Raw genomic sequence first — 22,063 nt, forward strand, 5'->3', positions numbered from 1 at the left:
CCTTTAACCTAATAAACGATAGTAAATGGTTTTTGCTTTTTGTATATCTTGTACACCATGAATTACAACTCGCCCATCTTGGAAAATGACGATTCGGTAATCGTCAACCTGGCAAGAAAGCAAATAAGGATTCATCTGAATTTCACCATAGGCGCGAAGTTGGTTTGCCAGCTGCTCGAATTGATAGTGAATCGGCTTTGGCGGTCGAATTTGGATTGCATCCCGTCCACAAAGTATCTGTAATTTAGTTTGATTTTCATAGGATAAATAAGGATAAGTTGGGTGATTACCACAAGATGGACAATCGGACTGCCTTATTTTATCTACATTGATTTCATAGTGTTGATTTTGCCAAACATCAAACGTTAAGTAGCTTTTTCTTAATGCTTTCTCATCACCAACAAGCAATTTTAAAACTTCTGCCACTTGATAGGCAGCAACAATTTGGACCGTTGGGCTAATAATTCCTACCGTATCGCAAGTCATCCCTGTATGGGGCATTACTTTTAATAAGCAATGCAAACAAGGTGTTTTGCCAGGTACAATCGTATAAGTTGCACCATAACTTCCAACACAAGAGCCGTAAACCCAAGGAATACCATATTTTTGAGCAAGGTCATTCATAAAAAAACGAACATCAAAATTATCAGTCGCATCGACCAACACATCTACATCTTTTAACAATGGTAGCAGCGATTGTGTACAAGCATCCATAATGACCGCATTGATTTCTACTTCTGCATTAATTTGTTGGAGACGATTTTTAGCTGCAATGACTTTCGGCATTTTCTCTTGTGCATCTAGCTCTGTATACAATTGTTGTCGTTGTAAATTACTCCACTCTACATAATCACGATCAATGAGTGTCAGTTTGCCAATACCCGCACGCACAAGCGCTTCAGCACTAGCACTCCCTAATGCACCCGCACCTATTATTAAGACATGTTTTTGTTGGATGGAGGCTTGCCCTGTTTGTCCGATAGGATTAAATAATTGTTGTCTAGAATATCTATTTTGCATAAGTATATGGCCTTTCTTTCTATGAATTTTCGTTTGACCTTTTCATTTATAGCATTATAATAAAGGCAATGTTTTTAAGTAAAACATGTTCGAAGGAGGTCTTTACTGTGCATCCCACACATCATCAGCAACCAATACAAGTTGCTATTTTAACGGTCAGTGACACACGCACAAAGGCAGATGATCATGCTGGACAGCGTATTCAATCATTACTTCAAGAAGCTACATTTGACGTTGTCGACTATCAACTAACAAAGGATGAGCCACTGGATATCGCTAGTCATGTAAAAAAATGGTGCAGTGATTCAACAATTAATACCATTATCGTTACGGGTGGAACAGGTTTTACACCAAGAGATCAAACTTACGACACCATTTTGCCTCTTTTTGAAAAAGAAATGATGGGGTTTGGTGAATTATTTCGAACACTCAGCTATGAAGAAATTGGCCCAAAAGCGATGTTTAGTCGTGCTACTGCTGGGAGTCTTCAACAAACAGCCATTTACGTTTTACCAGGCTCCACAAATGCGGTGACACTGGCTATGACGAAGCTCATATTACCTACTGTCAAACATTTTGTTGGTGAGTTGCATCGCTTATGAAAATGAAAATTGCTGGTATTGTATTAGCTGGCGGTCAATCCTCTCGGTATGGTAAACCTAAAATGTTCGAGATGTTTGCTGGGCAACCTTTATATAAGCATAGTCTCATAGCGTTGCAAAAAAATCAGCTATCCCCTCTCATCATTGCTACAAATGCGCACTTACACTATCAGTTTGAAGAGGAAAACGTCCACTGGGTCATCGAAAAGCAGCTACATCAAGGGCCCCTTTTTGCCTTGCATTATATTATGACAACCTATCCTGATGTGGAATGGTTTTTTGTCGTAGCAAGCGATATGCCTTATATGAATGCTGATTTTATCCAAAAAATGGTCACCTTCATTCATGACGATTATGATGCGATTGTTCCTTTACAAACGCTACGCGATCAACCATTAGCTGCATTATATCGCCGTACAGCTATATCCAAGGCACAACAATTAATGGAACAAAACAAACGAAGTATGAAAGTGCTGTTAGCGCAACTGCGGGTTTGTTATGTCCCTTTTGATGATGATAACTCAACATTTATCAATATTAATGCACAGCAAGATTGGTCAAAAACAAATAAAAAGGAGTCTAACAATGAATAATTTTACACACTGGAACGACGAAGGTCGTCCTAAAATGGTTGATATTTCAGAAAAGGAAATTACGACACGTACTGCAATTGCTCGTAGTATCATAACTTTATCTGATGTTGTCTATGAAGCCATCCAACAAGGTGACATTAAAAAAGGTGATCCAACGCAAGTTGCTCAAATTGCAGGGATTATGGGTGCAAAAAAAACCGCAGATATCATTCCCATGTGCCATCCCATCATGCTACAAGGCACAGATTTTCAATTTAATTACGAAAAGGCAGAGAATGGCTATGAGCTCCATATCCAAGCTACGGTCAAATGTAGTGGGAAAACTGGTGTTGAAATGGAAGCCCTTACTGCTGTGTCTATTGCTGCATTAACTTTTTATGATATGTGTAAAGCAGTTGATAAAACAATGGTCATTAAAGAAACCTATCTTGTTGAAAAAACTGGTGGGAAAAGTGGCACTTTTGTGCATAAATAAACAGAAAAATTCGGCATTATTTTGCCGATTTTTTCTGTTTTTTTATACACTACCCTCCAATATGAGACATTTCAATTTTTGAATTTTTCCTTTTTGCCATTGTTTGCTCATTACGTTCATCTGAATAACGATCATCTCTTGTTTCCCATACCTTTGTAATACATTTGATGATGGCAGCATCATCTTGCCCTGACCGTAACAGCTCTCTTAAATCCGTTCCTTCTGTTGCAAATAAACAAGTGTATAATGTTCCTTCTGCCGAGAGACGAGCACGTGAGCAACTGGAACAGAAAGAATCCGTAACAGACGAAATTACTCCAATCTCACCTTGTGCGTCTTGATATTGATAACGTGTTGCCACTTCCCCTTTGTAATTTGGCGCTGCTGGCTGTAACGGTGAAAATTGATGAATTTGCTTAATAATGTCCTTTTTGGACACAACATCATCTAAGCGCCAACCATTTGAATTGCCTACATCCATATATTCAATAAAGCGTAAAATATGCTGTTTTTCTTTAAAAAATTGTGCCATTGTAACGATATCTTGATCATTCTTTCCTTTTTGCACAACCATATTAATTTTCACTTTTAAACCCGCTTCTGCAGCCTTTTCAATTCCTTCTAACACTGTTAAGACTTTGCCACGACGACCATTCATCTCAGAAAAACGCTCATCATCCAGTGAATCGAGACTAATGGAAACGCGAGATAAGCCAGCTTGTGCCAATGGTTGTGCAAATTTTTTTAATAAAGAACCATTTGTTGTTAATGCAATATCTTCTACACCTTCTATGCGATGAATGCGCGCAATTAATTCAGGCAAATTACGACGAAGTAAGGGCTCTCCGCCTGTAATACGCACCTTTTTTACATTTAAAGAAACAAAGATTTTTACTAATCGTTCAATCTCATCAAAAGTTAATATTTTATTAGACGGTAAAAATGCGTAATCTGGACCAAATACTTCAGCTGGCATACAATAGCGGCAACGAAAATTACAACGATCTGTTACGGATATTCTTAAATCTCTTAAAGGTCTATTTAATTGGTCTTGTAGATCATGCATTTAATCTCCTTCTTTCAGTGAATTCTGAGCAGGTAATAGGATGCGTTTTGGATGTGTATAAATATTCAGTGTATGTTGTCGGATAAATCCTACCGTCGTAATGCCAAGTTGCTCTGCTAATTGCAATGCTAATTCAGTTGGTGCTGATTTAGACAGCACAATTTCACAGCCTATTTTGGAGACTTTTAGTAAAATTTCAGACGAGATCCGTCCGCTAAAGACGATGATTTTATCTTGCATACTAATATTGTTACGGAGGCAATAGCCGTAAATTTTATCTAACGCATTATGACGTCCTATATCCATGCGGCTTAAGACAATGCCATTGACATTACATAATGCGGCATTATGCACACCACCCGTTTTCTTAAAAATGTTTGCACCGTCCTGCATCTCATGCATTAAACGAAAACAATCCTCGGTCGTCATTTGCACATGAACATCATCCATTTTTTTCGCTACTAATGCATCATTGGTAAAAACAAATCCTTGCCGACTCATGCCACAACAAGAGGTAATATAACGTTTATTTTGCGTCTGTTGGTAATAGGGATTGACATGTTTTGTTTTAATATGCACAAAGCCCTCTTTCTCTTGGTGCCAAATTTCCTCAATATCCTCAAAGCTACGTATCACTCGTTCAGAAGCTAAGTAGCCGATAACCATATCTTCCACATACTCTGGTGTACAAACCATCGTAACAAACTCTTGCTGATTAATTTTTACAGTCACAGCGTATTCTGAGACGATTAAATCATCTATTTCTTTTACTTGCTGGCCTTCTACACGCGTAATTTTCCTTGTTATTGCTCGATCCATAAGGCATCCCCTTTACACACTAATATTTTTTTCAAAAACAAAGACGGAAATCGCAAAATCCTCTTCAATTTTTATATCTGAAAATAAGTGCAGTAATTTGCTGCCTATCAATTCCTCCATCCCCTCGGGTGGTGATTGTGTATATAAATCCTGAATCATACTCGTCCTTGCAGCATGTACCATCTTTAGCCCTTCGGGTGTACTGGCAATAAATTTTTCCGTCGGTGTGATATTTCCGTATAATGTTGATACAGCCATATTCTCGACAAAAACAGTATGAATACGCTCTGGCCCTTTTCCAAATACTTCTTTTCTTAACTTTCGAATCATATCATTAAATTCATGGATTTTTTTTGACATAGCAACGATTCTCCCATCGTAAATAAACTTTTTTAGGCAAATTGATATGAGGTCACCCTTACAGTTTGTTAATGATATAGCAACTTGAAAAAAATTAAAAGTGATAATATTTTTTGATAATCATTCTCATTTAATAAATTTTATGATTAATATTGTTCATTTTGAAGGATAAGTCTATAATAATACATATCACAAATGGAATTGATTTATTTTAATCCCTATCTCACGATGTTGCATAGTGTTTTTAATATTTGAATTCTATTGTTATTAAAAATAAAAGTAGATTGAGTTTTTAGCAAGACCTGCTAAGAATTTTATCCACCATGAATGATTAGCATGTTTTGGACATGTAATTTCATGGTGGATTTTTTTATTTTAAAAAAACGAGACATGGATAATTTGTTATAATCTAGAATTTACACCTATTTCGAGGTAGATTAAAGAACAAGAGGGAATTACAATAATAACAAGACAATCGCTTCAAAAATAACTAACTCGATTTGTTATTCCCTTTTGTCTTTAGCCGTAACAAGTTGTCCTATAAGTCTCAAAGTGAATAGGAGGAAGTTACCTTGACTCAAATTAAAATTAATGGCGCTCCATATAATGTAAAAGAAGGAGCAACAATCCTTGATACCATTAATCAACATGGCATTCCTCATCCTCAGATTTGTCATGTGCCAGCTGTAGACCCAATTGAAACATGTGATACTTGTATTGTGGAGGTGAATGGCCAATTAGTTCGTTCCTGCTCCACAAAGGCAGTAGACGGCATGAATATTTTATTAACTTCTGACAAAGCAAAAGCTGCACAAACAGAAGCAATGGACCGTCTACTCGAAAACCATTTATTGTACTGTACAGTATGTGATAATAACAATGGAAATTGTACATTACACAATACAGCCGAATTAATGGAAATCGAGCATCAAAAATATCCGTACACGCCCAAAGTTGAACCACATGAAGTGGACATGTCGCATCCATTTTACCGATATGATCCTAACCAATGCATTGCATGTGGGCAATGTGTAGAAGTTTGCCAAAATTTACAGGTTAACGAAACATTATCACTCGATTGGGAAGCAGAACGACCACGTGTAATTTGGGATAAAGGTGCTGCCATTAACGATTCTTCCTGTGTAAGTTGTGGTCAATGTGTAACCGTTTGCCCATGTAACGCCTTAATGGAAAAATCCATGCTTGGGGAGGCTGGATTTATGACTGGTTTAAAACAGGATATGTTAGATCCAATGATCAGTTTGATTAAGGAAGTGGAACCAGGATATAGCGGTATTTTTGCCGTTTCTGAAGTGGAAGCAGCCATGCGTAGTAAACGCACTAAAAAAACGAAAACAGTTTGTACTTTCTGTGGTGTAGGCTGTTCATTCGAAGTATGGACAAAAGACCGAAAAATTTTAAAAGTACAGCCTTCCGATGGTCCAGTAAATGCGATTTCGACTTGTGTCAAAGGGAAATTCGGCTGGGATTTCGTCAATTCAGAAGAACGAATTACAAAACCACTTATACGTAAAAATGATGAGTTTGTTGAATCATCATGGGATGAAGCACTGGATCTAATTGCAACAAAACTTGGTGGTATTCAACAACAATATGGTCCTGGTTCTATCGGCTTTATTTCTTCTTCTAAAATTACAAATGAAGAAAATTACTTAATTCAAAAAATGGCTCGTCAGTTATTTGAAACAAATGACGTCGATAATTGTTCTCGTTATTGTCAATCTCCTGCTACTGATGGTTTATTACGAACAGTAGGTTTAGGCGGTGACGCTGGGACAATAAAAGATATTGCCAAAGCTGGTCTTGTCATTATTGTTGGTGCTAACCCAGCTGAAGGTCATCCCGTTTTAGCAACACGTGTGAAACGTGCTCATAAATTACATGGTCAGAAATTAATCGTTGCCGATATACGTAAACATGAAATGGCTGAGCGTTCCGATATCTTTATGCGTCCGAAACAAGGTACTGACCAAGTTTGGTTAATGGCAGTTACTAAATATATCATTGATCAAGGATGGCATGATGAAGCCTTTATTCAAGAAAATGTCCTTCATTTTGATGATTTCAAACAAGTGCTTGAAACATATACACTTGATTATGCACAAGAAATGACTGGTATTGCGAAAGAAACATTGATTGAAGTTGCTGAGATGATTCGTGATGCAGACGGTACATGCGTTCTTTGGGGCATGGGTGTAACACAAAATACTGGCGGTTCATACACATCAGCAGCTATTTCAAATTTACTATTATCAACTGGTAACTATCGCCGTCCTGGTGCTGGGGCCTACCCTCTCCGCGGTCATAACAATGTTCAAGGTGCTTGTGATATGGGAACATTACCAAATCTATTACCAGGCTATCAAAAAGTAACTGATGATGCGGCACGTGCAAAATTCGAAAAAGCTTATGGTGTTCCTATTCAGTCCCAACCAGGTCGTACTAATATGCAGATGTTAGATGCCATTATGGAAGGTAAAATGAAAGCGATGTATTTAGTGGGTGAAGATATGGCACTTGTTGACTGTAATGCCAACCATGTAGATGAGGTCCTTTCACAAATAGAATTTTTTGTAGTACAGGATTGTTTCCTATCACGTACTGCACAATATGCAGATGTTATTTTACCAGCTGCCCCTTCCCTTGAAAAAGAAGGTACATTTACAAATACTGAACGTCGCGTTCAGCGCCTGTATCAAGTTTTACCAACACTTGGTGAATCAAAAGCAGATTGGGAAATCCTTCAAGCTGTAGCACGTCGATTAGGAGCAGATTGGCATTATGAACATCCAAGTGATATTTTTGATGAAATGGCGAGCCTGTCTCCTCTATTTTCACAAGCCAACTATGATGTCTTAGAAGGCTGGGGTAGTTTCTGTTGGGGTAGCCACGATGGTAAAGATACACCGTTATTGTATGAAGACGGCTTTAACTTCCCTGACAAAAAAGCCCGTTTTGCTTTAAATGATTGGGTACAACCAGTTGAATTTGAGGCACAATACGATTGTCATATTAACAATGGTCGTATGCTTGAACACTTCCACGAAGGAAATTTAACAAATAAATCGAAAGGTATTCAATCAAAGGTACCTGAGATTTTCGTTGAAGTCTCACCAGAATTGGCAAAAGAACGAGGCATTGAAGATGGGGCCCTACTCCGTTTAGTATCTCCATATGGCGCATTAAAGCTAAATGCCCTTGTTACAGATCGTGTACAAGGAAATGAATTATTTTTACCAATGAACTCTGTTAGCAAAGATTCAGCTATCAACTTCTTAACTGGTCCTGCAGCAGATGTTAATACATCAACACCAGCTTATAAACAAACAAAAGTACGAGTAGAAGTGCTAAAAGCTAAAGGCAAAACACCACTTCCTCGCACTAACCCTCGCTATAAAAAGCGTCATCCTCAAAATGGTGTTGAGGTACAACGAAAATGGAATCGTCCTGGCTACGTTCACTTAACAACCATAAACGAAAGAGAGTGAGAGCATGGCTGCACCCATTACAAATATAAAAAAACAACAAGTAACAGAAGAACAGCTAAAGGAACAAAAATTAGATAATCTCAAACAACTGCTTTCTGATCAAGAAGATGCAGTCAATCAAGTGTTGCTTATTATGGCTGAATTAAATGATATCGGTGCATTAGAAGCAGCAATGAAGCTACTAGAAGCTAAAGAAGAAGTCGCCCATGTTGCACTTGGACAATTAACACGAAAACCTGTAACTAATATTATTAATAATTTAATGGGTGTTGCGGGAGCATTGACTGAGCTAAGTCCTGAAACAACGACTAAGCTGATTGATGGCTTAAATTCAGGTGTAGAGGAAGCCAACAAAGCACTTGAATCCGATGAAAAAGTAAGTGCCTTTAAGCTTGTAAAAATGTTAAATGATCCAGATGTCAATCGTGCCCTCAATTTTGGGGTCCATTTCTTAAAGGGACTTGGCAAAGGTTTAAAAGAATAAGGTGGTTCTGTTATGTTAGGACAAGAAGATGTAATCAACGCATTACAACAAGTTCAAGATCCTGAGCTTCATCAGAGTATCGTCACATTGAATATGGTCCGCAATATTCATATAAATGACACCCATCTATCACTGGATATTATTTTAACGATTCCTGGATGTCCGTTAAAAGCGAAAATCAAGCAAGATGTGGAGGAAGCATTACAAGCGATTGGTGCCTCAAGTGTTGCCATTACCTTTGGCGCTATGACTGATCAGGAACGTCGTGCATTAACTGCCTCTTTACAAGAGAAAAATGTTGATGCACAAGGCATGCCTCACATGTTGCAGCTTAATTCTGGCGTGCAATTCATTGCTATCACAAGTGGCAAAGGCGGTGTTGGGAAATCGACTGTTACGATTAATTTGGCGGTCGCTCTTGCCCGTCTTGGTAAACGTGTAGGCATACTTGATGCTGATATTTATGGTTTTAGTATTCCTGCCATGATGAACATTGAGCAAAAACCTACCATGATTGACCAAACAGCGATTCCAGTTGAAAGTCATGGGGTTAAATTGATGTCGATGGGCTTTTTCACAAATGGAAACCAGCCTGTTATGTGGCGTGGGCCTATGCTTAACAAATGGATTCGCAATTTCCTTGTCAATACGTTATGGGGCGATTTGGACTATCTCCTGATTGATTTACCTCCAGGTACTGGGGATGTAGCCATTGATATGGCAGCGATGATTCCACAAGCACAAGAAATCATCGTTACAACACCGCATCTTGCCGCGTCTCATGTCGCATCCCGTGCAGGCTTGATGGCACAACATACGAAGCATACTATACTTGGTGTAGTAGAAAACATGGCTTATTTTGCTGGGGCAGATGGTCAAAAAAACTATCTGTTTGGACAAGGTGGAGCCGAACATTTGGCAGATTTACTGCAAACGCAAGTAATAGCTCATATTCCTTTCGCCCAGCCTGAAGAAAATACAGGCTCCTCGGTATATGATGAAGAAACAATTATCGGCGAAATATTTACTCAGCTAGCAGAAGATTTACTACATCAATAAAACAGAAATCCCTTGATTTGCTTTTACACAAATCAAGGGATTTTTTCTGTTACAAATAACCCGCCTTTTTTAGTACTTGCATGAAATAAAAACGATACGTATTTTGGACGAATGAATCTAAAGGTAGCCCTACATTCACCTGATATTTTGTAAAAATAAAATAAAACCGTTTATCCCATTTTAAACGTAATAACTCTCCTGCATCTTCACCATACTTCGCTGTAAATTCCACAATTAAAGGCTCAATCATCTCATAACAATAGTCTTTTAAATTCGCTAGTGCTTCAATATCTTTATCCCTTTGAAAGCGAATAATCCAATCCACTAATTGCTCATTCATGTCCGAACGTCATCCTTTTATATAGAGTTTCTTCCTATTTAATAATACTCTTTTTTTATGAAGCCGAAAAGTGAACAAAACATGCCTATTGAATTATCAGAATTGTTTCGGTGCCTGTCACTCTATTGGAGTGGCGAAAATTTGTTTTTCTGCTGGGTCCCATAAAATAATTCCAACATCTTGTTTTTGATCGATAATACGAATTGTTACAGGAACATAGTCAAATAAAATGGCATTTAATTTTGTACTAATAAACTGCAAAAGAGCAATCAATTCCGTATCATTTATTAGAGGTGCATGTACTTCTATCTTAATATCTGCTAATTTTCCATCTTCATATCGTAGCTTTCCAAATGCTTTTGGATTTAAATGTTTGAAATTCTTTTGTATTTCTTCCTTAAAACTTAATAATTTATTATATGTATCTTGATCTAAACTATATAATGCATCAGAAGGAAATGTATAATCTTTTTTATCAATCTCCGTCCATTTATCTATTCTATCCTTACTCTCCCCAATAAAGGTTTCAGCTAAAAAAATACCTGGAAGTATATCATTTTTATTGGATTCCTGATACAACGTTAAATAGATTGGAACATTCGGCATTGCTTCATGATTTCTTATATTTTTTACTATTGTTTCTGCTATTTTTTTACCGTAATTCTTTACATCATTGACATCATCATCGGTATTATCAACTTTCACTTGGTCTGTATAAATTAATCCTTTATCATCAGATACTCGTATGTCATAATATTCATTCAACGATATAGCTAATGACATCCCTTCTATTTTTCCACTTTTTTTGTTAATGTAATTTTGTTCTAATATATGAGATAAAAAAAGTGGATTCTGTTTTTCATCCTCTAACACATTTCCAGTACTATTTTTTATCGGTGGATTTAAACCTAACCCTTCTTCCGTTTTTCTTGCCAACCATTGATTAATCATATTTTTATCTAAATATTGGCCTTCTTGCATATAAAAACTATTAGGTGAAAAATAATTAACTGATAAATTCATTAACCCTTTTTCTATTTCATTGATATTTATCGTATTATTCATATTACTAACAATTAATCCTCTTGCTACATTCATTTTAGCGGGTTGTTGAATTTCGAATGTTTCCTTTTTCTGAATTGAAGATATATACATTTTCTCATTATTATTTTTACTTTCTTCCTCATCACTACAAGCTACTAAAAAGAATAAAGGTGATATTAATAAAAGCACACTTTTTCTTATAACCATGACTATAATGCTCCTTTCTTATTGTGATATTATGAAAATCTTACCCTACTATCGTCATACCTTATATTACCATAAGTTCTATTAATATTTATATTAAAGACTTTATATATTACAACCGCTATTTGTTATTTAAGAAGGTGCAAAACGTCTAGTTGCTAGCAAATAAAACAATCGTTTTACTGTTATTTAAAGTGCATTTTTCATTCAAAATGGAGTTTAATATACATACAAAAAACCCTATAAAAAATACAGGGTCTTTGTAAATGATTTATATCAATAATTAACTCTCACTCATAAAGGCTTTTGAATAATTTACTGTTCCTTGAACATTAGTCAAAGAATCTTTCGTCAATTCAATTGCCATAAATACTTCATCCGGCACATCAAAAGGAGCTTTTATATTCCATAAACTTGCCTTTTTAAATCCGAATTTCGGGTAATAATCTTTGTGTCCTAAAACGATTACTGACTGAAAACCAAGCTCTTTTGCACGTTTTAAAGCTGCATTAATGAGTTGACTACCTACACCTTTCTTGTGGTGTTCAGGTGCGACTGCAACAGGAGCAAGTGCTAAAGAATCTACAGTTAAATTAGAAGCGACAATTGTTATTTTAGATAAAAGAATATGACCAACAATTTCATTCGTTTCCTGATCTATCGCTACTAGTGACAAGTCAGAAATAAAAGCATCTGATTGTCTAATTTTATTCACAAGAAAATGCTCTTGTTTGTCACTTTGTTCTACATTTAAAAATGCCATTTTGATAACATCTTCAATTTTTTTGCAATCTGAAGGGTGCTCTTGCCTAATTTTAATATACATATACTCTCCTATTTTAAAAAAATTTCGAAATTACCCAACATACTTTCTTAATAATAATTATTAAGAAAGTTTCCATCCCAGTAAGAAACATAAGTTAATCAAACAAAAACCTCCAATTTAATATGAGCCTATTTTATTTCAAATTTATATGGCAAGTCAAACATGTTATTTTTTCGAACTAAATAAATAATCGTGAAATTGTGTGTAAATTGTATGGGTGACTGGCACTCCTACAAAAAAATTAAGTTCGGTACAGTACCGAACTTAATTCTTACGAACTTATTTTGTGCCGCTTGCTCCAAATCCAGAAGCTCCACGAACCGTTTCTGATAATTCATTTACTTCTTGCAATTGAATAGAAGGAACCATCTGGATTACCATTTGGGCGATGCGCATTGATTTCTCCACGATAAATGTTTCTTTACCATGATTAATTAAAATAACACCAATTTCCCCTCTGTAGCCTTCATCAATTGTTCCAGGACTATTGAGAACAGTTACACTATGTTTTAATGCTAGTCCACTTCTTGGACGAACTTGCGCTTCTGTCCCTTTTGGTAATTCAATTTGTAAGCCTGTTTTTATTAATTTTGCTTCTCCCGAAGGAATTTCTACTGCTTCAATTGAATAAAGATCCATTCCCGCATCACCTGGATTTGCTTGCAAAGGTAGCAATGCATCAGCATGAATTCTTTTGATTTTTACGTCTAAGTTCATTTTTTTCATCCTTAACGATTAAATTTAAATGTGTCATCTGTAATTGGCGCTACTTTTGCTTTTGCGTAAGTAGAACCCTTTTGTGAAAAGAAGTCATATGTTGAACCTTCATTACGAATACCATTCATTACGATTGGATTCACTTCTTCTTCAGGGAACATTGGATCAAAACCAACATTCATTAACGCTTTATTGGCATTATAGCGAACATATGCTTTTACTTCAGGTGATAACCCTGTTTCTGCATAAATATCTTCTGTATAATTCATTTCATTTTGATATAAATCCAGCAATAATTCATATCCCCATAAAGTCAACTCTTCTTGCTTTTCCTTCGAAAATTGCTTATATAAATTTTGTGCGAAAAAGCCTACTGCCACACCGTGGATGGATTCGTCACGTAAAATAAGGGAAATAATTTCTGCACTATTGCGAAGAAAGCCTTGTCCGCCTAAGTACAATGGATAGAAGAAACCAGAGTAGAATAGGAACGATTCTAGCATTACGGACGAGAACATCGCTTTCCATAAACTTTCTGAATCCCCTTCTTCAATGCCATTATAAATATCCGCAATTTTATTTGCCTTATATTGTAGGTATTCGTTTTTCTTAACCCATTCAAATAGCGCGTCAATTTCTTCATTTGTACAAAGCGTTGTGAAAATATAAGAATAAGATTTTGCATGGATTGCTTCAAAAGCATCAAATACAGTAAGAACAGCCTTTTCTTGAAGGTCCGATGTATATGCAGCAACACGGTTCATCCCAATATTCGTTTGAACTGTATCAAGTAATGTTAAGCCTGCAAATACTTTCTTATACGTATCTTGGTGTTCGAAGTTTTTCCACTGCTGAATATCCTTACTTACCGCAATTTCCTCTGGAAACCAAATTTGTTTCCATTGTTGGTCCCAAAATACTTGTGCGAGTTCACTCGTTGACTTATTCCAATTGACCGCTTCGTAAATTATATTTGACATGCGACACACTCCTCTAAGCTTTGCAAACGTTGACGGACATAATAAACTGATTTAATTCCCTTTACCCAAGCGTAAATGTAAATTTTCGCTAACTGTTCCGTTGTCCAGTTATCCGTGACATACAGCGTCATCGAAATCCCTTGGTCTACGTGTTTTTGAGATGCTGCGTATAAATCGATTAAATCATATGGATTCACATCATATGCTTCCACATATAAATGACTGTTGTCATTTGTTAAATGTGGCATTGGATAAATTGTTCGACTATCCGCATAATCACGCACCTCTACACGCTCCGTACTTGGTGCAATTGAAGCTGTACAGCTACGAATATATGAAATACTACCAGTTGGTGCAATAGCTAGACGATAAGAATGGAATAAACCATATTCCATAACATCCTGCTTTAATGTTTCCCACATTTTCGATGTCACGATTGGAATATTTCCTAATGCTTTTAATACAACTGGTGAAAGCTCTTCTTCAATTTTATTAACATATTGATCAAAATAAACGCCTGACGCATAATCACTATCCTCAAAACGGTAGAACGTTTCGCCTCGTTCCTTAGCAATCTCCATCGATGATTTAAGTGAATAATAGTTCATCGCTTCCATAAAGCTATCCATAAAAGCAATTGAATCTTTAGAGCCATACATAATCCCTTCTGTAACAAGATGACCATGCAGATTCATACATCCAAGCCCTACAGAATGCATTAACTTATTGGCTTTAGCTACAGGCGGTACATTCGTGATGTTCGTCATTTGCGACACATTCGTTAAAAGATGCATTGCTGTATCTACTAATGTACCAAAATCACTTACTTTACTTGCGGCATGTATATCAATTGAGCCTAAGTTACACGATACATCTAGTCCGTATTCATTTGATTCATTTTGGTCAGTAATGATACTTGTTTCTTGTACTTGTAAAATTTCTGTACATAGGTTCGACATTTTTACACGACCTATATTTTTGAGTGGATGTACATCGTTGACATTATCATCAAAGATTTCGAAAGGATAGCCTGATTCAAATTGCGCTTTTTTCACTTCTGTATATAATCTGCGCGCATTCAAGCGTTTAATCTTACGGATATTAGGATTATCTAGTAGCTCATAATACATCTCTGTAATGGAAATTTCAGACATTCGTTTCCCGTATTCTTTATAAATATCATATGGACTGAACAACACAATATCTTTATCACGTTTCATCAGTTCAAAGAAAATACTTGGAATAATAATACCTGTTGATAGCGTTGCAAGTCGGATTTTATCATCAGCATTTGGCTTTTTCGATGAAATAAAATTCTCAATATCAGCATGGAAAATATTTAGGTAGACAACGCCAGAGCCGTTACGTTGTCCAAGCTGATTGGAATAGCTGAAGGAATTTTCTAAAAGTTTAGCAACTGGAATCACACCACTTGCACGATTTAAAATTTCTTTAATTGGATCTCCTAATGGACGTAAATCTGTTAAGTTTACCCCTACTCCACCGCCAAGGCGTGATAGCTCTAAACAATAACCAATATTTTCAGCAATACTATTCATTGAATCATCCATTGAAAGTTTAAAGCAGCTTACTAATTCGCCACGCGCTTTTTTTCCACTATTTAATGCGGTTGGCGTTGCTGGTTGATACGCCTCCATCATTGCTTCAACGGAACGTTCTGCTAAAACCGTGTTCCCTTGTGCTAAATATAAAGCGATGATAACAATACGATCCTCATATTTTTCTAAAATTTCTTCCCCGTCACGACTTTTCATTGCGTAACTATCGTAAAATTTACTTGCACTCATAAAAGATGGGAAGCGGAAATTGTAATCGTATGCTTTTTTGTATAAGTGTTTAATAAAATCTATCTCATACATGTCGATAAACTCTTTCTCGTAATAACCTTCATCGACTAAATAGCGTATTTTCTCCTCAATATCAATAAAATAACGTAGACGCACATTTACATATTCTAAAAAATAACGGCGTGTTGCTTCACGGTCCTTTTCAAGCTCTAATTGACCCGTCGTGCTATAGCGATTAAGCACCTCATTATTAAGCTTTAAGTATGTTTTCATCCCTTCACCCTCGTTTCATAAAACGTTTGTATTACTTCATAATCAGCCTGATATCCACGTAAATCTAATTTACGCACTAGCGGGACCTGGTAGGTTTCTGCAATTTTTTCGCCAGCTCCACCAAACACATGGTGCCCAAAATTACTATTACCACTTACAGCTACTCCCTTGCAATATTCCTTGTTTTGCTCTAAAAAGCGAGCTACTTTTGCAGGAATATCACCTAAGCCGTCCGTGTATGTAATTAATAGAAAGGGCTCAGTCAGCAACAATCCATCATAAATTTCAATAGATTCCCCATCTAATTTCGTCACAATACTTCGCACATTACCTGTACGACTAGCATAAACGATCATATTGCAATCATCTCAATTTGAGAAACAATTTCTTTGACATCTCCTATAAATGTGTCATTTACTTCAAGAACAGGCACACTTAAAAAACCTGCGTCCATAATTTTTTGTTTTGCTTGCTCATCGTGATCAATATTCACAATTTCTGCTTCAAGTCCTGCACGTTGTAATTCCGATTTGACCCAAAGACATTTTGGGCATATAGTTTTCGTATAAAGTTTCATTTTAAATTCCCTCTTTTCATAATATAAAAAGGCTATCTCTTGGGAGAGACAGCCTAAGTTAGAAACGTAAAAAAACAAAAAAATCGTCACGTCCCCATTTCTTATTCCCCGAAGAAAGGTTGAATTGTTTTATTATAGGCAGGTCTCCTGGCTTTGCTTCATTCTCTGATATCCTTCCCATACGAATGCACAGTGGATTAAATCATCGTCAGCTTAACAGTTGCGGGGACAGCGTCGGATATACCGAACTTCCCTATTAAACTACATATAGTAGTACCTATATAAAACTAACACAATATATTGTTGTTGAACACAATTAAGTGTACCATCCTTCAAGTAAAAAGTAAATCAAGAAAAGCGAATTCTTTATAGTGTAACTTTTCACTATTTTCTTTAGGAACAACAAACGGTTAATAAATGAAAAATGACTAGCTAGGTTAGTATAATTAATAATATCGTCAATAGTTCTAAAGAATGATAGACGGTTTTCCATGATAAGCTTTATCAAATGTTAAGCAATTATTATTCTACCTACTGAAGCCTAAATTAAACTGCGTATTATATTTAATATGTACTTATATAATTTTATAGCTGTTATCATATTTTAGCCACTATCGTAAGCCCTATAACTTCTATTCAATTTTTCATTATACACACAAAAAAATATTAAAATAGATTTGCCGTTTGTTAGATATCATTTATGCTAGTTCAGATTAGAATGAAGTGTATTTATTCGTGGCTATTCTGTTCGCTATATTGATATAAAACAAATAACCATCTGACATCAATGGAATATCGACATCAGATGGCAATATAGACTTTACAATAGTTAATCGTAATTTATTAACCTGTTCAGTTATTGTGCGGGAATAAATGATTCGACAATGGCAGCTAAAGCTTGAATGGTATCATAGCTATCACCTGGAAACTCCGATTGTGCAAATTCAACTTGCAGTTCCTCACATAATCGATGACATTCATATCCGACTTCAAAATAGGACTCAATATCCGCTGAAAGTGAAAGAAGCTCACATGTGACGATACCTTGAGCACCCTCGCCTTGCAATGAATTAATTTTATCTTTTACATTTGGACCTAGCCAGTCACCTTTCCCATGACCACTTCGATATGTAACATGCCAGTTCGCAATTTGTGCTTCTTTAGAAATGGCTTCGGCTAATTCGGAAAACTGGCGCACATAGTGCTCGTTTCTTTCAGGGTCAATAGGCTGACTATGGACTGTATATAAAACATGCGTCTGTGCTCGTTTTTCAGCAGGAATCCATTCAAATGCACGTTGAACACGGTCTTTATAAACAGCAAGTAAATCATGATTTAAATGCCAATTTTTCGCATGGATAACTTTAACGTCATGAGAAGCTAATAACGTACTAACTTCATCATGAAACGCTGATGCCCCTGTAGACATAATCGGATTTACAGGTAGTGTTATAAAAGTTGTAATACCATCTCTAAGCATTGTGTTAACAACATCTGGAATATAAGGTTCTGTATGTTTGTATGCGTTATATACTTTTACAGGCTCTGTTACACGTTGCTGTAAAGCATGTTCCAGCCCTTTAGCAATACGTCCCGTATTTGCTGCTAATGGATCAATACCACCTAATTTTTTAAATTGTGCCGTCACATTTTCAATTACATGAGGTGGTGGTGTTTTACCTTTCATTATATGTGTAAAATAAGGTGTTACATCGTCTAAAGATTTCGGTGCGCCATATGCGTAATAAATTATACCAATCATTTTTTAGTCTCCTTTTCTTCAATAGATTAATGTATATAGTGTTGTAGTTTTAGTTCTAATTTCTTTTTAAAAATAGCCTACGATTTTTCACAAGAACTTGAGCACAATTTTATCGGCGTAAAGATTGGATTTCCGTCTTGCATATAAATTTCCGCATCTATTTCAAAAATTGATTGAAACATTTCTTTACATAATACACAATGTGGTGAATCATCGTAATAGATTTTGCCTTTCTTTAATACAATCAGACGTTCGCTATTTTGTGCCGCTTGGTTAATATCATGTAACACCATTATAACGGTCATATTGTATTTTTGATTTAACTCTTTTACAAGCTCCATCACTTCTAATTGGTGTGCAATATCTAGATATGTTGTTGGTTCATCTAGAAGCAACACTTTGGGATGCTGTGCTACAGTCATTGCGATCCAAGCACGTTGACGCTCACCCCCAGACATCGAAGGTAGTACCCGATTTTGTAAGTCTTTCAGTCTAGTTACGTCAATCGCCCAATCAACAATTTCTTTATCCTCTTTAGACAGGACCGTCTTTCCTCCGCTATGTGGATGACGCCCAAACTCTACTAACTCACGCACTGTTAAATCTAATTGATGATTATTCATTTGCGGGAGCATCGTTAGTGTTTTAGCTACTTCTTTAGACTTCATTTCATGAATGTTACGCTCATTTAAAAAAACTGTCCCACTATTTGGTTTTAAAAGACGTGATATTACACGTAATAATGTTGATTTCCCCGAGCCATTCGGACCTATTAAACTTACAACTTCCCCTTCATTAATTTTCAGGTTAATATCATTTAATCGAAATTGAGTGAACTCATGTTGATACTGTATGTGCTCAGTTCGTAGCAATGGAATTCCCCTTTCTATGAATTAAATAAAGGAAATACGGTCCACCAACGAATGCTAGCAAAATGCCTACAGGAAACTCAATAGGATCAAATACGGTTCTCGCTATTGTATCAGCAAACACAACAAGTAAGCCACCAGCCAACGCGGAAGTAGGTAGTAAATATTTATGATCTCCACCAATAATTAGTCGCAAAATATGTGGTACAACTAAACCTACAAACCCAATTAAACCAGCAACACTTACTGCAATTCCCGCCAATAACGTACTTAAGGCAATTAAAAAGAATCGACTGCGTTCTACATTGTGCCCTAAAAGGCTTGCCATTTCATCTCCTAAACGCATGATACGTATATGTTTAATTGCATAAATTGAAAATATAAGTGCTACAAGAACATAGTAAATAATCATTTTAAATTGCACCCAACCAACACCTGTCAAGCCACCCGACAACCATGGTAGGACAGATTGTACACGATCGCTATACAAAATCATAAGTGCATTTGTTCCTGCACCACAAAGTGCATTAATGGCTACACCCACTAAAATTATTCGCATTGGGGATGTACCACCCTTTTTCACCGATAAAGAATACACAATCATTGCGGCGACAAAAGCGCCTAAAAAGGCTGCAATAGGTAAATATATGATATAGCCAGGAAAAACAACCATTACAGCCACCGCCATAATGCCCGCGCCGGATGTAATTCCTATAACCCCTGGATCAGCTAATGGATTTTGCATAACACCTTGTAAAATCGAACCTGCAATAGCCAAACAAACGCCTACTATCATACCTGTTAGTATACGGGGCATACGGATTTCCCACACAATTCGCCGTGCCATTGTATCTTCTGAGCTAATAATTCCATTAAACACTTCACTTACTGAAAACGAAACTTGGCCAATCATAAGGCTACCGACACTCACTATGACCAAAAGTATTGGTAACAAAATTAACGCCATTCTTCGTTTTTTAGCAAGCGGGTGTGCATATTTTTCCTCTTCTATTATCATCGTTATACCCCGCTATAAAAGAATTATTTCACAGCTTCTTCAGCTGTCTTTAAAACTTCTCGCATATAATCAATGGCTTCAACAACCTGTGTACCGGGATTGTCAAACAGCTCTGCTGGTAAAATGATAATCTGATTATTTTTTACTGCATCTAAATTTTTCCACGCTGCATTTTCTTTCAATTGTTTTTCAAACCCTTCTTTTACTGTCGCTGGATTTGCATGCGTAATCAGCATAATTACTTTTGGGTTACGTTCCACAATTTTTTCAACACTTAAAGTCGCGTAGCTGGGAAACTTTTCTGTAGCTGGTAAATCGGCTGCGATATTTTTACCTCCAGCTTTCTTTAAGATATCCCCGTATAACGAATTATCTAGTGCTGCTAAATATGTACCTGGTGCTCCATAAACAATGAGGGCATCTAACGTTGATTCTGTAGCGCCTTGTGCAATTTTCTCATCAATTTGTGCAACTAACTCATTGGCTTTTGCCGTGTTATTAAATAATTCACCATACTGAGTAATTGTTTTTTTAATATCATCTACTGAATTCATGTTCAAGTAGACAATTTTCGTACCAGTAGCCTCTACCGTTGTAGCGAACTGCTGGAAGCTTGGTGGGACAATAAGTATTTCCGCATTCAATGCAGCAATCTGCTCAAATGACGGTTCATGTGGGTTACCTATTTCTTGAATAGCTTTTACGTCCTCCTTCATTTCTGTTGTAATCGTAGGTCGTCCAGTAACATTTGCTCCTAATGCAAGCAAAATGTCCATCATTCCTGGATTTAACGTTGCGACTGATCTCGGTGTTGCTTCAAACTCAAGCTTATTTCCAAGGTCATCTATGAATGTTACTGCCTCTCCTGATTCAACTTGTTGTTCCATTTCTACTTTATCTTTGGAAGAATCCGTCTCCGCTTGTTTACTTTCTTCTCCACATGCAGCTAATGATAATGCCAACGCACCTACTAATAGAAATTTAAACTTCTTCATGTTAACTACCAACCTTTTCTTTTTATTTAAAAATTGAAATGAAATTGATAATCATTCTCATACCATTGTTTATGATTCTATTTTAAATAAAAAAAATTGTCAACAAACGTTTTTAATGTTGTTTTTTTAAATTTTTTATTGCATAGCCAATTAATGTATGTTTTAATTGATAATGAAAATCAATATCAATTAAAACTGTTATAAAGGGGTCATGAATATGATTACAGTTACTAACCGCTTTTTAGTAAAAAAAGGCTTTGCAAATAAAATGGCACCATTGTTTATATCTGATAAAAACTTATTGAACTGGGAAGGTTTTAATAAAGTTGAAGTGAACATTTGCTCAGAACCAGAAGATCATGATGAAATGAACGTTATGATGTTCTGGGATACAGTTGAGCAATTCAAGGCTTGGCGTGATTCTGATGACTTTAAAAATTTACACCGACGTGAAGCTATCGGGAACAAAGAAAACAGTGAGGCATCCCCAATAATAGGTAATCGGGTTGTGATTTCTGAAATTGCTGCTACATTAATAAAGTAATTTCATATAGGAATCTTAAAAGGCTCTACTAATCTTAGTAATTAACAGTACGCTATTCGTAAAAATACAAGAATATAAACTTTACGTTCTCAGACGCTTTTTCATTGAGTTACAGGTTA

Annotated in this window: 23 protein-coding genes and 1 riboswitch; of the genes, 7 read left to right on the top strand and 16 right to left on the bottom strand. The window is 36.2% G+C overall.

Features of this window, described 5'->3' with window-relative positions; all coding sequences use genetic code 11:
- Positions 1-3: 3 nt before the first annotated feature.
- Positions 4-1,020 (bottom strand): thiazole biosynthesis adenylyltransferase ThiF, encoded by a 1,017-nt coding sequence (locus JNUCC52_RS06390; RefSeq protein WP_337981714.1) that lies wholly within the window; start codon positions 1,018-1,020, stop codon positions 4-6.
- 107 nt (positions 1,021-1,127) lie between these two features.
- Between JNUCC52_RS06390 and JNUCC52_RS06395 the strand changes: the two genes are divergently transcribed.
- The 3 genes from JNUCC52_RS06395 to moaC are packed head-to-tail and all read left to right on the top strand — an operon-like array spanning position 1,128 to position 2,690.
- On the top strand, positions 1,128-1,622 hold the full coding sequence (locus JNUCC52_RS06395) for a MogA/MoaB family molybdenum cofactor biosynthesis protein (RefSeq protein ID WP_337981715.1): 495 nt from the start codon (positions 1,128-1,130) through the stop codon (positions 1,620-1,622).
- A complete protein-coding gene (gene mobA, locus JNUCC52_RS06400; protein ID WP_337981716.1) occupies positions 1,619-2,215 on the top strand; it encodes a molybdenum cofactor guanylyltransferase in 597 nt (198 codons plus the stop codon). The genes JNUCC52_RS06395 and mobA overlap by 4 nt, the downstream gene beginning before the upstream one ends.
- The gene (gene moaC / locus JNUCC52_RS06405) at positions 2,208-2,690 is read left to right on the top strand and encodes a cyclic pyranopterin monophosphate synthase MoaC (RefSeq protein ID WP_173478390.1); all 483 of its coding nucleotides are present in this window, start codon (positions 2,208-2,210) and stop codon (positions 2,688-2,690) included. The genes mobA and moaC overlap by 8 nt, the downstream gene beginning before the upstream one ends.
- A 49-nt stretch (positions 2,691-2,739) precedes the next feature.
- Here the strand turns inward: moaC and moaA are convergent, their stop codons facing one another.
- The 3 genes from moaA to JNUCC52_RS06420 are packed head-to-tail and all read right to left on the bottom strand — an operon-like array spanning position 2,740 to position 4,935.
- Positions 2,740-3,756 (bottom strand): GTP 3',8-cyclase MoaA, encoded by a 1,017-nt coding sequence (gene moaA / locus JNUCC52_RS06410; RefSeq protein WP_337981717.1) that lies wholly within the window; start codon positions 3,754-3,756, stop codon positions 2,740-2,742.
- Positions 3,757-4,575, bottom strand: a complete 819-nt coding sequence (gene fdhD / locus JNUCC52_RS06415; RefSeq protein WP_337981718.1) for a formate dehydrogenase accessory sulfurtransferase FdhD — start codon at positions 4,573-4,575, stop codon at positions 3,757-3,759.
- Positions 4,576-4,587: 12 nt separating this feature from the next.
- Positions 4,588-4,935, bottom strand: coding sequence for a Na-translocating system protein MpsC family protein (locus JNUCC52_RS06420; protein ID WP_173478387.1), 348 nt, complete (start codon positions 4,933-4,935; stop codon positions 4,588-4,590).
- A 572-nt stretch (positions 4,936-5,507) separates the two neighbouring features.
- On the opposite strand from JNUCC52_RS06420, the gene fdhF reads away from it, so the two are divergent.
- Genes fdhF through JNUCC52_RS06435 form a run of 3 tightly spaced genes read left to right on the top strand, consistent with a single transcriptional unit; the run spans position 5,508 to position 9,987 of the window.
- The gene (gene fdhF / locus JNUCC52_RS06425) at positions 5,508-8,444 is read left to right on the top strand and encodes a formate dehydrogenase subunit alpha (protein ID WP_337981719.1); all 2,937 of its coding nucleotides are present in this window, start codon (positions 5,508-5,510) and stop codon (positions 8,442-8,444) included.
- Positions 8,445-8,448: 4 nt separating this feature from the next.
- Positions 8,449-8,928, top strand: a complete 480-nt coding sequence (locus tag JNUCC52_RS06430) for a helical membrane plugin domain-containing protein (RefSeq protein WP_173478385.1) — start codon at positions 8,449-8,451, stop codon at positions 8,926-8,928.
- A gap of 12 nt (positions 8,929-8,940) precedes the next feature.
- Positions 8,941-9,987 (top strand): Mrp/NBP35 family ATP-binding protein, encoded by a 1,047-nt coding sequence (locus JNUCC52_RS06435; RefSeq protein ID WP_337981720.1) that lies wholly within the window; start codon positions 8,941-8,943, stop codon positions 9,985-9,987.
- Positions 9,988-10,036: 49 nt separating this feature from the next.
- Here JNUCC52_RS06435 and JNUCC52_RS06440 read toward each other — a convergent pair whose 3' ends face one another.
- The 12 genes from JNUCC52_RS06440 to JNUCC52_RS06495 all read right to left on the bottom strand — a co-directional run bounded on the left by JNUCC52_RS06440 (position 10,037) and on the right by JNUCC52_RS06495 (position 21,400).
- The gene (locus JNUCC52_RS06440) at positions 10,037-10,327 is read right to left on the bottom strand and encodes a hypothetical protein (RefSeq protein WP_173478383.1); all 291 of its coding nucleotides are present in this window, start codon (positions 10,325-10,327) and stop codon (positions 10,037-10,039) included.
- Between the two features lie 117 nt (positions 10,328-10,444).
- Complete coding sequence (locus tag JNUCC52_RS06445) at positions 10,445-11,578, bottom strand: CamS family sex pheromone protein (protein ID WP_337981721.1); 1,134 nt, start codon at positions 11,576-11,578, stop codon at positions 10,445-10,447.
- 280 nt (positions 11,579-11,858) lie between these two features.
- On the bottom strand, positions 11,859-12,401 hold the full coding sequence (locus tag JNUCC52_RS06450) for a GNAT family N-acetyltransferase (protein WP_337981722.1): 543 nt from the start codon (positions 12,399-12,401) through the stop codon (positions 11,859-11,861).
- Between the two features lie 279 nt (positions 12,402-12,680).
- Complete coding sequence (gene dut / locus JNUCC52_RS06455) at positions 12,681-13,118, bottom strand: dUTP diphosphatase (protein WP_173478380.1); 438 nt, start codon at positions 13,116-13,118, stop codon at positions 12,681-12,683.
- An 11-nt stretch (positions 13,119-13,129) separates the two neighbouring features.
- A complete protein-coding gene (gene nrdF / locus JNUCC52_RS06460; RefSeq protein ID WP_173478379.1) occupies positions 13,130-14,098 on the bottom strand; it encodes a class 1b ribonucleoside-diphosphate reductase subunit beta in 969 nt (322 codons plus the stop codon).
- On the bottom strand, positions 14,086-16,179 hold the full coding sequence (gene nrdE / locus JNUCC52_RS06465) for a class 1b ribonucleoside-diphosphate reductase subunit alpha (RefSeq protein WP_173478378.1): 2,094 nt from the start codon (positions 16,177-16,179) through the stop codon (positions 14,086-14,088). The genes nrdF and nrdE overlap by 13 nt, the downstream gene beginning before the upstream one ends.
- On the bottom strand, positions 16,176-16,535 hold the full coding sequence (gene nrdI / locus JNUCC52_RS06470) for a class Ib ribonucleoside-diphosphate reductase assembly flavoprotein NrdI (protein WP_173478377.1): 360 nt from the start codon (positions 16,533-16,535) through the stop codon (positions 16,176-16,178). Before nrdI ends, nrdE begins: the two co-directional genes overlap by 4 nt.
- The gene (locus tag JNUCC52_RS06475) at positions 16,532-16,756 is read right to left on the bottom strand and encodes a glutaredoxin family protein (RefSeq protein WP_173478376.1); all 225 of its coding nucleotides are present in this window, start codon (positions 16,754-16,756) and stop codon (positions 16,532-16,534) included. Before JNUCC52_RS06475 ends, nrdI begins: the two co-directional genes overlap by 4 nt.
- A gap of 120 nt (positions 16,757-16,876) precedes the next feature.
- Positions 16,877-17,052, bottom strand: a riboswitch (cobalamin riboswitch).
- Positions 17,053-17,612: 560 nt separating this feature from the next.
- Complete coding sequence (locus tag JNUCC52_RS06480) at positions 17,613-18,518, bottom strand: ferrochelatase (protein WP_337981723.1); 906 nt, start codon at positions 18,516-18,518, stop codon at positions 17,613-17,615.
- 77 nt (positions 18,519-18,595) lie between these two features.
- On the bottom strand, positions 18,596-19,390 hold the full coding sequence (locus JNUCC52_RS06485; protein ID WP_173478374.1) for an ABC transporter ATP-binding protein: 795 nt from the start codon (positions 19,388-19,390) through the stop codon (positions 18,596-18,598).
- Complete coding sequence (locus JNUCC52_RS06490; RefSeq protein ID WP_173478373.1) at positions 19,377-20,405, bottom strand: FecCD family ABC transporter permease; 1,029 nt, start codon at positions 20,403-20,405, stop codon at positions 19,377-19,379. The genes JNUCC52_RS06485 and JNUCC52_RS06490 overlap by 14 nt, the downstream gene beginning before the upstream one ends.
- 23 nt (positions 20,406-20,428) lie before the next feature.
- The gene (locus JNUCC52_RS06495) at positions 20,429-21,400 is read right to left on the bottom strand and encodes an ABC transporter substrate-binding protein (RefSeq protein WP_337981724.1); all 972 of its coding nucleotides are present in this window, start codon (positions 21,398-21,400) and stop codon (positions 20,429-20,431) included.
- Positions 21,401-21,617: 217 nt separating this feature from the next.
- On the opposite strand from JNUCC52_RS06495, the gene JNUCC52_RS06500 reads away from it, so the two are divergent.
- A complete protein-coding gene (locus JNUCC52_RS06500) occupies positions 21,618-21,944 on the top strand; it encodes an antibiotic biosynthesis monooxygenase (protein ID WP_173478371.1) in 327 nt (108 codons plus the stop codon).
- Positions 21,945-22,063 lie beyond the last annotated feature (119 nt).

It is taken from the genome of Lysinibacillus sp. JNUCC-52, assembly GCF_015999545.1.
Taxonomy (GTDB): Bacteria; Bacillota; Bacilli; order Bacillales_A; family Planococcaceae; genus Lysinibacillus.